General features: G+C 63.6%; 15 protein-coding genes. 10 read left to right on the top strand and 5 right to left on the bottom strand.

Annotated features, from left to right (window positions below):
* Nucleotides 1-92: 92 nt before the first annotated feature.
* From leuD to leuB, 5 genes are all read left to right on the top strand, one after another.
* The gene (gene leuD / locus NLY44_RS21945; protein ID WP_023694556.1) at nucleotides 93-698 is read left to right on the top strand and encodes a 3-isopropylmalate dehydratase small subunit; all 606 of its coding nucleotides are present in this window, start codon (nucleotides 93-95) and stop codon (nucleotides 696-698) included.
* A gap of 64 nt (nucleotides 699-762) precedes the next feature.
* A complete protein-coding gene (locus NLY44_RS21940; protein WP_023805915.1) occupies nucleotides 763-1686 on the top strand; it encodes an Ivy family c-type lysozyme inhibitor in 924 nt (307 codons plus the stop codon).
* Between the two features lie 306 nt (nucleotides 1687-1992).
* Nucleotides 1993-2376: a RidA family protein gene (locus tag NLY44_RS21935; RefSeq protein WP_023683820.1), complete on the top strand. Its 384-nt coding sequence runs from the start codon at nucleotides 1993-1995 to the stop codon at nucleotides 2374-2376.
* A gap of 13 nt (nucleotides 2377-2389) precedes the next feature.
* Nucleotides 2390-2740, top strand: coding sequence for a VOC family protein (locus NLY44_RS21930; protein ID WP_023740123.1), 351 nt, complete (start codon nucleotides 2390-2392; stop codon nucleotides 2738-2740).
* Nucleotides 2741-2888: 148 nt separating this feature from the next.
* Entirely contained in the window at nucleotides 2889-3992 is a 1104-nt protein-coding gene (leuB, locus tag NLY44_RS21925) for a 3-isopropylmalate dehydrogenase (protein ID WP_023706813.1), read from the top strand.
* An 8-nt stretch (nucleotides 3993-4000) separates the two neighbouring features.
* Here the strand turns inward: leuB and NLY44_RS21920 are convergent, their stop codons facing one another.
* The 4 genes from NLY44_RS21920 to NLY44_RS21905 all read right to left on the bottom strand — a co-directional run bounded on the left by NLY44_RS21920 (nucleotide 4001) and on the right by NLY44_RS21905 (nucleotide 8013).
* Complete coding sequence (locus NLY44_RS21920; protein ID WP_023671693.1) at nucleotides 4001-4378, bottom strand: MarR family winged helix-turn-helix transcriptional regulator; 378 nt, start codon at nucleotides 4376-4378, stop codon at nucleotides 4001-4003.
* A 70-nt stretch (nucleotides 4379-4448) separates the two neighbouring features.
* The gene (locus NLY44_RS21915) at nucleotides 4449-4877 is read right to left on the bottom strand and encodes an SRPBCC family protein (RefSeq protein ID WP_023805916.1); all 429 of its coding nucleotides are present in this window, start codon (nucleotides 4875-4877) and stop codon (nucleotides 4449-4451) included.
* A 191-nt stretch (nucleotides 4878-5068) separates the two neighbouring features.
* Complete coding sequence (locus tag NLY44_RS21910) at nucleotides 5069-5791, bottom strand: DUF805 domain-containing protein (protein ID WP_023687653.1); 723 nt, start codon at nucleotides 5789-5791, stop codon at nucleotides 5069-5071.
* A gap of 380 nt (nucleotides 5792-6171) precedes the next feature.
* Nucleotides 6172-8013, bottom strand: coding sequence for a DEAD/DEAH box helicase (locus NLY44_RS21905; RefSeq protein WP_023805917.1), 1842 nt, complete (start codon nucleotides 8011-8013; stop codon nucleotides 6172-6174).
* 423 nt (nucleotides 8014-8436) lie between these two features.
* On the opposite strand from NLY44_RS21905, the gene NLY44_RS21900 reads away from it, so the two are divergent.
* Together NLY44_RS21900 and NLY44_RS21895 are read left to right on the top strand one after the other, a co-directional pair.
* The gene (locus NLY44_RS21900; protein WP_023671698.1) at nucleotides 8437-9471 is read left to right on the top strand and encodes an aspartate-semialdehyde dehydrogenase; all 1035 of its coding nucleotides are present in this window, start codon (nucleotides 8437-8439) and stop codon (nucleotides 9469-9471) included.
* A gap of 225 nt (nucleotides 9472-9696) precedes the next feature.
* Nucleotides 9697-10149, top strand: a complete 453-nt coding sequence (locus NLY44_RS21895; RefSeq protein ID WP_023671699.1) for a GNAT family N-acetyltransferase — start codon at nucleotides 9697-9699, stop codon at nucleotides 10147-10149.
* Nucleotides 10150-10152: 3 nt separating this feature from the next.
* Here NLY44_RS21895 and NLY44_RS21890 read toward each other — a convergent pair whose 3' ends face one another.
* Nucleotides 10153-10560, bottom strand: a complete 408-nt coding sequence (locus NLY44_RS21890; RefSeq protein WP_023805918.1) for an ACT domain-containing protein — start codon at nucleotides 10558-10560, stop codon at nucleotides 10153-10155.
* A 356-nt stretch (nucleotides 10561-10916) separates the two neighbouring features.
* Between NLY44_RS21890 and NLY44_RS21885 the strand changes: the two genes are divergently transcribed.
* From NLY44_RS21885 to NLY44_RS21875, 3 genes are all read left to right on the top strand, one after another.
* The gene (locus tag NLY44_RS21885; protein WP_023687655.1) at nucleotides 10917-11327 is read left to right on the top strand and encodes a DoxX family protein; all 411 of its coding nucleotides are present in this window, start codon (nucleotides 10917-10919) and stop codon (nucleotides 11325-11327) included.
* Nucleotides 11328-11341: 14 nt separating this feature from the next.
* Nucleotides 11342-11869, top strand: coding sequence for an SRPBCC family protein (locus tag NLY44_RS21880; RefSeq protein WP_023805919.1), 528 nt, complete (start codon nucleotides 11342-11344; stop codon nucleotides 11867-11869).
* A gap of 152 nt (nucleotides 11870-12021) precedes the next feature.
* Complete coding sequence (locus NLY44_RS21875; RefSeq protein WP_023683830.1) at nucleotides 12022-12285, top strand: YMGG-like glycine zipper-containing protein; 264 nt, start codon at nucleotides 12022-12024, stop codon at nucleotides 12283-12285.
* Nucleotides 12286-12366 lie beyond the last annotated feature (81 nt).

The following is a 12366-nucleotide window of genomic DNA, read 5'->3' as shown; positions in this document are numbered from 1 at the left end:
ACAGTTGCCTTTTATTTGCCGGCGGCTTTGTGTAAACCGGGCGCCAGCAAACCCTGACGCAACGAATTATCGATCAAGAACGGGCAAAAGCCATGGAAAAATTCACCAAGCTCACCGGCGTCGCCGCACCGATGCCGATCGTCAATGTCGACACCGACATGATCATCCCCAAGGATTATCTCAAGACGATCAAGCGCACCGGGCTCGGCAGCGGCCTGTTCGCCGAAATGCGCTACAAGGACGATGGCTCGGAAAACCCCGACTTCGTGCTCAACAAGCCAGCCTACCGCAAGGCGCAGATCCTGGTCGCCGGCGACAATTTCGGCTGCGGTTCGAGCCGCGAACACGCGCCGTGGGCGCTGCTCGATTTCGGCATTCGCTGCGTCATCTCGACGTCGTTCGCCGACATTTTCTACAACAACTGCTTCAAGAACGGCATCCTGCCGATCACCGTCAGCCCCGAAGACCTGGAGAAGCTGATGGACGACGCCTCGCGCGGCTCCAATGCGACGGTGTCGGTCGACCTCGAGGCCAAGGAAATCCGCGGCCCCGACGGCGGCGTGGTCACCTTCGACCTCGACGACTTCAAGCGCCACTGCCTGCTGAACGGTCTCGACGATATCGGCCTGACCATGGAGAAGGCCGGCGCCATCGCCTCGTTCGAGAAGAAGAACGCTGCCGAGCGTCCTTGGGCCTGAGTGGTACGAGATGGCCCGGCCGCCACAAAGCCGGGTTCGTGGCGGCTGAACGGAGGGGACAGTCATGACACGTTTTCTTCTTGCCGGCGCCTGCGCGCTGGCGTGGATGCTGATGCCGGTGGCCGGCGCGCAAGCACAGACCGACACGGTCCTCGTGCCGGCAGAAGATCCGTCCGCCGCCGATCCGGGCGCGTCGAGCAATGCGGCCCTGGCGGACGATGACAGCCAGGGGCCGGTCCCGTTCGAGGGCGGGCAGCTGACCATCACCCAGCCGGAGCAGGATGGCGAAAAGGTGCTGGCCTATGACGGCAAGCAGCTGGCCAGCAATTACGACGTGTTCTTCGACAGAACAGTCAAGGTCGGCGGCGTCGACGTGGCGCTGGTCGATGTCGGCGACGGCGGCAACCAGTGCGGCCCGGCCAAGGTCATCGTCTGGAAGCCGGAAGGCGGCGAGATACAAAGCCTCAAGGTCGAACAGGACGAATGCGGCGCGCCGCCGGCGGCGGTGGCCGACAACGCCATCTTTTTCGTGCCGTATCTGTTGCCGGGCGATACGAAGCAAGCGCTGCAATGGTCGCCCAGCGACGGGCTGACGATCTCGGGCGACCTGACCTACGCGCCGGAGCCGGGTACGGACTGGAAGGACGTCGATCCGGCCAAATACCAGAACATCATCGACGCCTTCCACAATGAGGCCGTCTACAAGGCGGCGCAGACGCTACTCGGCGACACCATGCCCGACATGGCGACCAGCCTGCTGGTCGGCGGCGGCACCGAAAAGACGGCGTCGGGCGCCTTCTACGCCACCGGCTGCGTGCCGCACGCATGCGGCAGCAATGACGGTTTCATGGCGGTCGACCCGGCCAAGCACACGCTCTACTTCGCCCGGCGCGGCGACAATGGCGAGCCGCAGGCGTGGCCTGACGTGAAGGCCTGGCCTGCGGATGTGAAGGAAGCAATGGACAAGGCGCAGGAGTCGGGGAACTAGAGTTCGCGGCAGCGCGGCGAACAATCGGTGTTCATGCTTGTTCCGTCGCGATCCGTCACACCCCCCTCTGCCCTGCCGGGCATCTCCCGCTCAAGGGGGGAGATCAGACGTCACTCTGGCTTTCGCCAATCGCAAATGTGGAAAGCGAGAAAGGCGTCCGAACTGCTAATCTCCCCCCTTGAGGGGGAGATGGCCGGCAGGCCAGAGGGGGGTGCTGTCCCGCCGACGACCAAGATTTGCACCTGACTTGGCCCATGGCCTGGCCGGTCCTTTCCTGCAAAGTGTCCGAAACCACAGCGAGGCTCCATGCGCACACTCATCTCCACCGGTTCGCCCTTCGAAAAAACCGCCGGCTATTCGCGCGCGGTGGTGCAGGGCGACTGGTGCTTCGTGTCGGGAACGACCGGCTACGACTATGCGACGATGACCATGCCGGAAACGGTGGAGGCGCAGACGCGCAATTGCCTGGCGACCATCGCGGAGGCGCTGAGGGATGGCGGCTTCGACATGGCCGATGTGGTGCGGGCGCATTACTACATCACAGACCGGGCCATCGTGGACGTCGTCTTCCCCATCCTCGGCGAGGCTTTCGGCGAGATCAGGCCGGCGGCGACGATGATCGTGTGCCAGCTCAACAAGCCGGAAATGAAGATCGAGATCGAAGTCACGGCGCTGCGGCGCACGGCTTGAGGAGGCCAAAGCCATGACGGTCCGGCGCATCGTAGCCAATATCGGGACGCAGGACGCGGCGGCGGCGAAACGCTTCTATCAGGACGTGCTTGGCCTCGATGTGCTGATGGATCAGGGCTGGATCGTCACCTACGGGTCCGACGAACGGATGCAGGTGCAGATCAGCTTCATGGCCCAGGGCGGCTCCGGCACGCCGGTGCCGGACCTCTCCATCGAGGTCGACGATGTCGATGCGGCGCTGCAAGGCATGAGGGCCGCCGGCTTTGCCGTCGAATACGGTCCGGCCGACGAGCCGTGGGGCGTACGGCGGTTTTATGTGCGCGATCCGTTCGGCCGGTTGGTGAATATTTTGTCGCACAAGTGATTTGTTCCTCTCCCCCGCCTCTGGCCACGGCGAGGAACCCAGGTCTTGAGACGCGGGCGCCGTCGTAGCGGTCTTCATCCCCTTGCGCCGCAAGCTCTTGGCGTTTAGCAAGGCCGCGGTTTCTCCAAACAGCATCGGACGGTTCTCCATGGCTTCGAAAAATCTTCTCCTGCTCGCCGGCGACGGCATCGGCCCCGAGGCGATGGCCGAGGTGAAGAAGCTGATCGCGGCCATGAACGCAAAGCTCGGCAGCGGTTTTGCCACTGATGAAGGCTTGGTCGGCGGCTGTGCCTACGACGCGCATGGCGCGGCGATTTCGGATGGCGACATGGCAAAGGCGATGGCTGCGGACGCCGTGCTGTTCGGCGCCGTCGGCGGGCCGAAATGGGACAAGGTGCCTTACGAGGTGCGTCCCGAGGCCGGGTTGCTACGGCTGCGCAAGGATATGGAGCTGTTCGCCAATCTCCGGCCCGCCATCTGCTATCCGGCGCTGGCCGCGTCGTCCTCGCTGAAGCAGGAAGTCGTCGAGGGCCTCGACATATTGATCGTGCGCGAGCTTACCGGCGGAGTCTATTTCGGCGAGCCGAAGCAGATCATCGATCTCGGCAACGGCCAGAAGCGCGGCATCGACACGCAGGTCTACGACACGTTCGAGATCGAGCGCATTTCCGGCGTCGCTTTTGAGCTGGCGCGCACGCGCAAGAACCACGTGACATCGATGGAAAAGCGCAACGTCATGAAATCCGGGGTGCTGTGGAACGAGGTCGTCACCCAGACCCACGCAGCCAGATATGCTGACGTCAAGCTCGACCACATGCTGGCCGATGCCGGCGGCATGCAGCTGGTGCGCTGGCCAAAGCAGTTCGACGTCATCGTCACCGACAATCTGTTCGGCGACATGCTGTCCGACATCGCCGCCATGCTGACCGGATCGATCGGCATGCTGCCGTCGGCCTCGCTCGGCGCGCCCGATGTGAAGACCAGGAAGCGCAAGGCGCTGTACGAGCCGGTGCATGGCTCGGCGCCCGACATTGCCGGACAGGGCATCGCCAACCCGATCGCCATGATCGCGTCGTTTGCCATGTGCCTGCGCTACTCCTTCGGCATGGTCGATGAGGCCGACAAGCTCGAAGGCGCCATAGCCGCCGTGCTCGACGACGGGCTGCGGACGAAGGATATTATGTCCGAGGGCATGACCGAAGTCGGCACTGTCGCAATGGGCGATGCCATCATCGCCAAGTTCCTGGCTTAGCGGCCGACTCAGCGGATCTCGCCGGCCAGCCGTTTCAGCAGGCCGACGAGTTGCGCCTCATCCACGGCTGAGAAAAAAGCAGCGTCGGCGGCTTCGACGGCGACGATAGCGCGCTGGACTGCGGCCGTCCCCGTCGTGGAGACGCGGATCACCTTGGCGCGGGAATCCCGCGGGTTGGTGTCCCGCACAATCAGTCCCTTTGCCTCGAGCCGGGCGACGACGTCCGATGTCATCTTCACCTCGGTGCCGGCCTGGGCGGCGAGCTGCACCTGGTTAGGCGGCTCGCCATAGCGGCCGAGCCACATCGCCGAAGCCAGCAGCACGAACTGGACATGCGTAAGGTCAAGCGGGGCCAGCGCCGCCGTCATGACGCGCTGCCAGCGCATGGTGGTTCGCCAGAGCAACAAGCCGGGGCTCTCGGATGGTCCGCTGAAGCGCGTTTGCAGATCCCCCCGATCAGCCACCGTTCGCCAACTCCCTTGCCTGCTCGAACAGTTTGGCCATCGAAGTGTCGAAATCGCCGCTGATCTGCGGCCCGAGCTCTGGTCCGACTTCGGCGGCCGATGGGCCGGAAATCTCGAGGCGATGCGTCACTTGAGTCCCACCCTCGACCGGCGTCAGCGTATGCCTGAACAGCAGTTTCGTGTCGCCGAACGAGGTCTCGTCGGCATAGGTTACAGCGTCGACAAGATCGACGATCGTCGATTCGAAGGTGTCCTGCCCGACGGGCGTTACAGAGAGGCGGGTGCCCTTGGCGAACGGGCCGTGCAGCACGAACATATCGGACCCTTCGTAGGTGAGGCGGCCTTCGTGCAGCGCCTTGAGCGCGTTCCAGATGGCCTGCGCCGAAAGGGGGGAAATTGCGGTGTACTCGTTGGTCCACATTTGTCTTGGCTCCATCATCCGTTTTCGATCGTCGAATTGATGAGTGCACAGATTATCTGTGCGCAGACTAAACGGCAAGAGAAATATTTTGTTCGTCCGGTCAAAACAGCAGCTGCCTTCCTGGCTGCGACCTAAGCCATTGTTAAATCACGGCTGTCCGCAAACAGCCGGCAGTTCATTTCTGGTGCGGTCTAGGCTCCGCCTCCTCCAGGCACCGGCCCCCACTGGTTTTCGTGGGCCTGGGTCGGGATCAATCCGAGTATCAGCGCGAGGATCAGCGTAGCCGGAGCGAACATGAAGGTGATTGCGAAGTAAGGTATTGCCAGCCAGCCGGTCAGGCCGATGTCGTGCAAGCGGCGCACGACGAGCCCGACCCAGGGCAGGAACGTCGCTAGCCAAAACAGCCCCCAGACGCCGATCATCACAATCGGCCAGTTGCCGGCATCGAAATTGCCGACGGCCTGGTCGGCGAGGCCGCCGGCAATTCCGACCAGGATGAAGCTGACGGTCCAGAACAGGCAGTAGCCCCAGAATTCCTTGCGGCGGGCGCGTTCGGCGAAGTTGATGTAGTTGCGCGTCACGCCTCGCCAGAAATAACCCGGCAGTCCGCTATCGCGAACCGCGCCGTCTTCCGCCAGGCGGCCGAAATGCTGTGGCGCGGCTGAAGCGGCAGCCGCCTTGGGCGGCGCGGCGCTTGCCGCTGGCGCAGCGGTGGCGGGACTGGCGGGCTGGGCGCGGATTGAAAAAACGTCGCGCGCTTGACCGCTTGCCGGCAGAAACTCGACCACTGCGCCGTTCGCGATCACGGTATCACGGCGCAGATCCTCGCGCGCGAAGGTGTAGCGGTTGCCGTCCGCCCCGGTGATGAAGCCGAAACCCTGGGCCTCGTCATAGTGAAGAACTTCGCCGCGCATTTAGCCTCGCCCCCGTGTAGGCACAGACTGTTCAAAGTTGCGGCGGACTGCAAGGGGGTGGACGAAATGGAGGGCAAACGGTTCAGGCATGAGTTGCTTCATTTTCCCGTCCGTTGGCGCTGCCCCTCACCTGCCTGCCGGCATCCCCTCCCCGTATAGTGACGGGGAGAGGGGTCGCTGTTATCGACGATTCCGCCAATCACCAACGCTGCAAGAAGAGCGCCAAGGCTGCGGTCCGCCCTTTCTCCCGTCACTATACGGGGAGTTGAGGAATGGTCCGCGAAGCGGACGAAAAGCCAACTGCTTGGCTTTTCGAATAACGAACGTCCGGCAGGGCAATGAGGGGCAGCGCCTGCATCTGTAATTGGCCGATAAGAGCCTCAAACCGGCCGCTTCTTCGGTTTCTTGTTCTTCGGCGGTCCAGCCTTGTCGAATTTCGGTTTCCCGGCCCAAGGCTTTGCATCGCCGGGGGGCCGTTCCCGCTTCTCGAATTTCGGCTTGTGTGCGCTTTGCGGCGCCTCGAACGGGCGCTTGCCGCGATGCGGCTTCTTGTCGGGCTTCGGCGCCTGGTAGCCGGCGCGCGACAGGTCGGGCGTGCCGTCCAGCCGCTTCACCACGATGTTGCCCTGCAGCTTCTTGTCGGGGCCGATGGCGGCGAGGAAGCGATCGGCCCAGTCGGCCGCGATCTGCACGTAGGTCTCATCCTGTTGCATCTTGATGGAGCCGATCTCGCGCTTGGAGATGTTGCCGGTGCGGCACAGCATCGGGATCAGCCAGCGCGGCTCGGCATTTTGCTTGCGCCCGATCGACAGCGAGAACCAGACACTGTCGCCGAAATCGTCGCGCCGGCTTGGCGCTTCATCGCGGCGCTCGAATTTTTCGCCCGCCGGTTTGTCACGCGAAGGCGTGAACGGTGCGACATCCGTAAGCTCCTCGGGCGCCGAGCGGCTGGCGCGGCATTGGCGCACGAAGGCGGCGGCCACCTGTTCGGCGCCATGCCTGGCCAGAAGCGCGTCGATGAAGCCGCGCTCGTCCTCGGCAATCGGCTCTTCGAAGGCTGGATCGGCAAGGATGCGCTCGTCGTCGCGCTTGATCACGTCGTCGGCGGAGGGCGGGCTCGCCCATGTCGCCTTCAGCCCGGCATTCTGCAGCAGCCGTTCGGTGCGCTTGCGGGCGCCGTTGGGCACGATCAGCGCGCTGACGCCCTTGCGTCCGGCTCGGCCGGTTCGGCCGCTGCGGTGCAGCAGCGTTTCGGGATTGGTCGGCAGATCGGCGTGGATGACCAGTTCGAGATTGGGCAGGTCGATGCCGCGCGCTGCAACGTCCGTGGCAATGCAGACCTTGGCGCGGCCGTCCCGCATCGCCTGCAGCGCGTGGGTGCGTTCGTTCTGGCTGAGCTCGCCCGACAGTGCCACGACGGAAAAATTGCGGTTGTTGAAGCGCGCCGTCAGGTGATTCACGGCGGCGCGGGTGTTGCAGAACACCAGCGCGTTCTTCGCTTCGTAAAACCGCAGCACATTGATGATGGCGTTCTCGCGGTCGGGATAGGCGACATTCAGCGCCCGGTACTCGATATCGAGATGCTGCTTTTCCTCGCCGCCGGCCGAGATGCGTACGGCGTCGCGCTGATAGCCTTGCGCCAGCGTGGCGATCGAGCGCGGCACGGTGGCCGAAAACATCAGCGTGCGGCGCTGAGCCGGTGCGGCATCGAGGATGAATTCGAGGTCCTCGCGAAAGCCGAGGTCGAGCATCTCGTCGGCCTCGTCCAGCACCACGGCTTTCAGCGCCGACATGTCGAGGGAGTTGCGGGTGATGTGGTCGCGCAGGCGGCCGGGCGTGCCGACGACGATGTGGGCGCCGCGCTCCAGCACGCGCCGTTCGGAGCGCATGTCCATGCCGCCGACGCAGGACGCGACGGTGGCGCCGGTCGGCGCGTAGAGCCATTGCAATTCGCGCATCACCTGCAGAGCGAGCTCGCGCGTCGGCGCCACGGCCAGCGCCAGCGGTGCGCCAGCCTGGTCAAAACGCTCGGCGCTTCCAAGAAGGGTCGGCGCCAAAGCGAGGCCGAAGGCGACGGTCTTGCCTGAGCCGGTCTGCGCCGACACCAGAGCGTCGGACTCGCCGAGCTCCAGCACGGCCTTCTGCACTGGCGTCAGCTCGGTATAGCCGCGTTTTTCCAGCGCTTCTGCCAGCGCAGGAACAATAGCTTCGAAATTGGACATCTCACTCTTTCGGAATTCAGGGTCTGGGCTCATCATGGAGCACATGCCGGGGCTGACGCACGCCAGCCAAACACTATTTGGGCGTTCGTACTTCTTGCGGCCGCTATTGTACAGGGCAGGCGTGTGCCTGGCCGCAATTGACTCCTGACGCAAACCGCGTAAAAGCCGGCATCGAACGGGATCATTTTCGATGCGCGGCCTTCTGATGGCTCTTCTTGCCTTCGACTTCCCCGGCCACAATCATGGGGCCGGGCGCGTTGGCGCGTCTTACCGTTCCAGCAAAACTATGGCCAAAACCACCACCAAAACGGTGTGATTCCCTTGGCCTAACCACCCTCTCCCGGGTCCGGCCCGGGGGACGAAACCCGCATTGGCCGGCGGGTTTTCTCCAAAAACCAAGCGGAGAGGGACAGGAGATTTCTGATGAGTTTCAAAGTTGCGGTAGTCGGCGCCACGGGCAATGTGGGTCGCGAAATGCTCAACATACTGGAAGAGCGCGGCTTTCCGGTAAGCGAAGTCGTGGCGCTGGCCTCGCGGCGCAGCCAGGGCACCGAAGTGTCGTTCGGCGACCGTTCGCTGAAGGTCAAGACGCTCGACCAGTATGATTTTTCCGACACCGACATCTGCATCATGTCGGCCGGCGGCAACGTCTCGAAGGAGTGGTCGCCGAAGATCGGCAAGCAGGGCTGCGTCGTCATCGATAACTCGTCGGCCTTCCGCTACGACCAGGACGTGCCGCTGATCGTGCCGGAAGTGAACCCGGATGCGATCTCGCTGTTCACCCGCAAGAACATCATCGCCAATCCGAACTGCTCGACGGCGCAGCTGGTCGTGGCGCTGAAGCCGCTGCACGATGTCGCCACCATCAAGCGCGTCGTCGTCGCCACCTATCAATCGGTATCCGGCGCCGGCAAGGAAGGCATGGACGAACTCTTTACACAGACCCGCGCGGTGTTCGTCGCCGATGGCGTCGAGGTCAAGAAGTTCACCAAGCGCATCGCCTTCAACGTCATTCCGCATATCGACGTCTTCCTCGACGACGGCTCGACCAAGGAAGAGTGGAAGATGGTCGCCGAGACCAAGAAGATGCTCGACCCCAAGATCAAGCTGACGGCGACCTGTGTGCGCGTGCCGGTGTTCATCGGCCATTCCGAAGCCGTCAACATCGAGTTCGAAAAGCCGATCACCGCCGACGAGGCGCGCGATATCCTGCGCGAAGCGCCGGGCTGCCAGGTCTTGGACAAGCGCGAGGATGGCGGCTACATCACGCCGCTGGAATCGGCCGGCGAGGACGCCACCTTCATCTCGCGCATCCGCGAGGATTCGACCATCGACAACGGCCTGTCGATGTGGATCGTCTCCGACAATCTGCGCAAGGGCGCGGCGCTCAACGCGGTGCAGATCGCCGAGCTTCTGGTCGAGCGCGGCCTGATCCAGCCGAAGAAGAAGGCGGCCTGACGGCTGGTTTGTTTTCGCTCACGGGGTTCGGCCTTCGGCCGATTCCGTTTATCGCTCACGGGCCGTATCGCCGCTGCCGCGGCTGGCCCTCCGCGGGGCGCCGGAAAGCCGGCGGCCCGTAGTCGCGGGCTCGGCCTTCGGCCGAAGCCTTCCTTCTCCCCGTTCACGGGGAGAAGGTCCCGGCAGGGGGATGAGGGCAGCGCTGACCTCTGTTGAGAAACGCCTTTGAACGATCCCACCAAAATCGTGCTGCGCCCCGCCACGGCTTTGGATGCCGCGACCATCGCCATTGTCATGCGGGCCGCACTTGGCTCGTTCTCCTGGATGCCGGTCATCCACACGCCGGATGAGGATCTTGCCTTCATCCGCGAGATCGTGCTGTCCCGGCAGCAGGTGACGGTCGCCGAGGCCGGCACCGGCATTGTCGGCTTCATTGCCCTGAGCGGCGATTGGGTGGAACAGCTCTATCTCGACCCCGCCTGGACGGGGCAAGGCATCGGCAGCCGGCTGCTGGTGCAAGCGACCGCCGCGCTACGGATCGTTAAACTGCATTGCTTCCAGGCCAACACCGGCGCGCGTCGCTTCTACGAGCGCCATGGCTTTCGCCCCGAGGCGTTCGGCGCGGGCACCACCAACGAAGAAGGCCTGCCGGATATTCTCTACGTGCGTCGAGCTTGATATTCAGCCGGCGTTATCCTTGGCCAGTTGGCGCAATAACTCCATCGCTTCCTCGACCCGCTCAGCGGGCACGAACAGATGGTCATGATAGAAAGCAGAGACCGGATTGACGCCCATGCCGGCGGCGGCCAGCCGGGCGGTGATGGCGGCGAGGAAGCCGACGGCTTCCAGCGAGGAGTGGACGTTCAGGGTGATCATGCGGCAGCGGAACGAAGCGGTCAGCCCGGCCGCCCGTGCCGCGTCCTCGGTCACGATCAGTGTCACACCCTCGCGCTCGCGAAAGACCATCACGGGATCGAGGCCTGCCTGCCGGCTGATTCCAGGTGTGAGCGTAGCGAACACGTAGACGTCCGGCAGCAGTTCCGGCGTCATCGCCGCCAGCAGCTTTTTCAGATCAGTCTCGCCGGCCATTCGCTCGTCTCTCGCCCAGCCCTATCAATAGCCGTGACTGGTGGATGTCGATAGTCCGTCAAGGTGGAGGGACAGCACCCCCCTCTGCCCTGCCGGGCATCTCCCCCGCAAGGAGGGAGATCGGCGGTTTCGATGCTCCGCTCATTCATGGAACATTGCCGAAGCGGTCGAGCGTGTAATCTCCCCCCTTGCGGGGGAGATGGCCGGCGGGCCAGAGGGGGGTGTGAAGGATCGCCACGCAGCGGCTTTTGCTTGCTGCTACCCAAAAAGAATCCGCACCCTGTAGGATCGCCGCCCCATCGCTCGTCCTTGGTCCGAAGCCAGCAAACGGCTCGAACCGCTTAGGAGGGAACACCGTGAGTATTTCTCAAACCATGCCCGTCTCGTCGGGCGCCCTGTGGACCGGCCGCGTGCTCAGCGGCCTCATCATCCTGTTCATGATCTTCGACGGCGTCATCAAGCTGCCGCCGCTCGATGTCGTCACCCAGACCATGGTGCCGCTCGGCTGGCCGGCCGATGTCAATGTCGCGCGCACGCTCGGCATTATCGGGCTGATCTCGACCGCGCTCTATGCGCTGCCCCGCACCTCGGTGCTCGGCGCCATCCTGCTCACCGGCTATCTCGGCGGCGCCATCGCCACAAACATGCGCGTCGGCAGCCCGTTGTTTTCGCACACGCTGTTTAGCGTCTATCTCGGCATCATCCTGTGGGGCGGTCTCTATCTGCGCGACCCAAGCGTGCGCGCCCTGATCCCGTTCAGCCGTTAAGCGAGGAGAAAAACATGCTCAGCACCATTCTCATCATCCTGGTCGTCATCATCGTCGCCGTGCTCATCTATGCGGCGACGAGGTCGAATGATTTCGTCACCGCCCGCACCGCCAGCATCAAGGCCGCGCCGGAAGCGATCTTTCCGCTGATCAACAATTTCAAGCACTGGCCGGAGTGGTCACCCTACGAAAAGCTCGACCCCGAGATGAAGCGCACGCTGTCGGGCGCTGATGCCGGCAAGGGCGCCGCCTACGCCTGGGAAGGCAATGCCAAGGCCGGCAAGGGACGCATGGAGATCGTCAATTCCGTGCCATCCTCGCTGGTGTCGCTGAAGCTCGACTTCGAGAAGCCGTTCCGGGCCAACAACAGCGTCGACTTCACCCTGAAGCCCTCGGGCGACACCACCGCAGTCACCTGGGCAATGCGCGGCAGCCGGCCCTTCATTGCCAAGCTTTTGGGCCTCTTCATGAATTTCGATACGCTGATCGGCAAGGATTTCGAGGCTGGCCTCGCCAATCTGAAGAAGGCCACTGAAAGGTAAAACGTCCTGCATTTCAACAAGCTCGGCGGCGGTCGTTACGAATGTGACAGGCACGCGCACCGGGATCTCTCACGTCTTCGGGATCAAATCAGCTGTCTGGGAGTTAGAGCCGTGGCGGCGAGGACGGCGATCCGCGTGAGAGAGGAACGACAATGAAAAAAGCGATGATCATTCTGGTACTGGCGACCGCACTGGGTGCGTGCTCGCAAACCGAAAAGGGTGCCGCGGTCGGCGGCCTCGGCGGCGCGGCGGTTGGCGCAGCTGTGGCAAATGATCCGGTTCAGGGCGCCGTCGTCGGCGGCGCCGTCGGCGCCGTGGCCGGCGCGCTGATCGGCCGTGCCAGCGAAAGCGGTCAATGTCGCTACCGCGGCCGCAACGGGCGCACCTACATCGCCAGCTGCCCCGACGGTTATTGAACACAGCCAGGTCCAACATCGGAAACCGGCGGCTATAGATCGCCGGTTTCGCTGTTGCCCAAGGCAGCTGGACCATGGCTG

The sequence above is a fragment of the Mesorhizobium sp. C089B genome (assembly GCF_030323125.1).
In the GTDB taxonomy this organism is placed as follows: Bacteria; Pseudomonadota; Alphaproteobacteria; order Rhizobiales; family Rhizobiaceae; genus Mesorhizobium.
This window is presented reverse-complemented; position numbering and strand designations above follow the sequence as displayed.

Excerpts from the sequence above, each read along its gene's own strand:
- NLY44_RS21880 (WP_023805919.1), top strand. The coding sequence starts at position 11,342 with ATGCTCAGCACCATTCTCATCATCCTGGTCGTCATCATCGTCGCCGTG.
- leuB (WP_023706813.1), top strand. The coding sequence starts at position 2,889 with ATGGCTTCGAAAAATCTTCTCCTGCTCGCCGGCGACGGCATCGGCCCC.
- NLY44_RS21940 (WP_023805915.1), top strand. The coding sequence starts at position 763 with ATGACACGTTTTCTTCTTGCCGGCGCCTGCGCGCTGGCGTGGATGCTG.
- NLY44_RS21875 (WP_023683830.1), top strand. The coding sequence starts at position 12,022 with ATGAAAAAAGCGATGATCATTCTGGTACTGGCGACCGCACTGGGTGCG.
- NLY44_RS21905 (WP_023805917.1), bottom strand. The coding sequence starts at position 8,013 with ATGTCCAATTTCGAAGCTATTGTTCCTGCGCTGGCAGAAGCGCTGGAA.
- NLY44_RS21920 (WP_023671693.1), bottom strand. The coding sequence starts at position 4,378 with ATGCGCTGGCAGCGCGTCATGACGGCGGCGCTGGCCCCGCTTGACCTT.
- leuD (WP_023694556.1), top strand. The coding sequence starts at position 93 with ATGGAAAAATTCACCAAGCTCACCGGCGTCGCCGCACCGATGCCGATC.
- NLY44_RS21890 (WP_023805918.1), bottom strand. The coding sequence starts at position 10,560 with ATGGCCGGCGAGACTGATCTGAAAAAGCTGCTGGCGGCGATGACGCCG.
- NLY44_RS21900 (WP_023671698.1), top strand. The coding sequence starts at position 8,437 with ATGAGTTTCAAAGTTGCGGTAGTCGGCGCCACGGGCAATGTGGGTCGC.
- NLY44_RS21910 (WP_023687653.1), bottom strand. The coding sequence starts at position 5,791 with ATGCGCGGCGAAGTTCTTCACTATGACGAGGCCCAGGGTTTCGGCTTC.
- NLY44_RS21915 (WP_023805916.1), bottom strand. The coding sequence starts at position 4,877 with ATGTGGACCAACGAGTACACCGCAATTTCCCCCCTTTCGGCGCAGGCC.
- NLY44_RS21930 (WP_023740123.1), top strand. The coding sequence starts at position 2,390 with ATGACGGTCCGGCGCATCGTAGCCAATATCGGGACGCAGGACGCGGCG.
- NLY44_RS21935 (WP_023683820.1), top strand. The coding sequence starts at position 1,993 with ATGCGCACACTCATCTCCACCGGTTCGCCCTTCGAAAAAACCGCCGGC.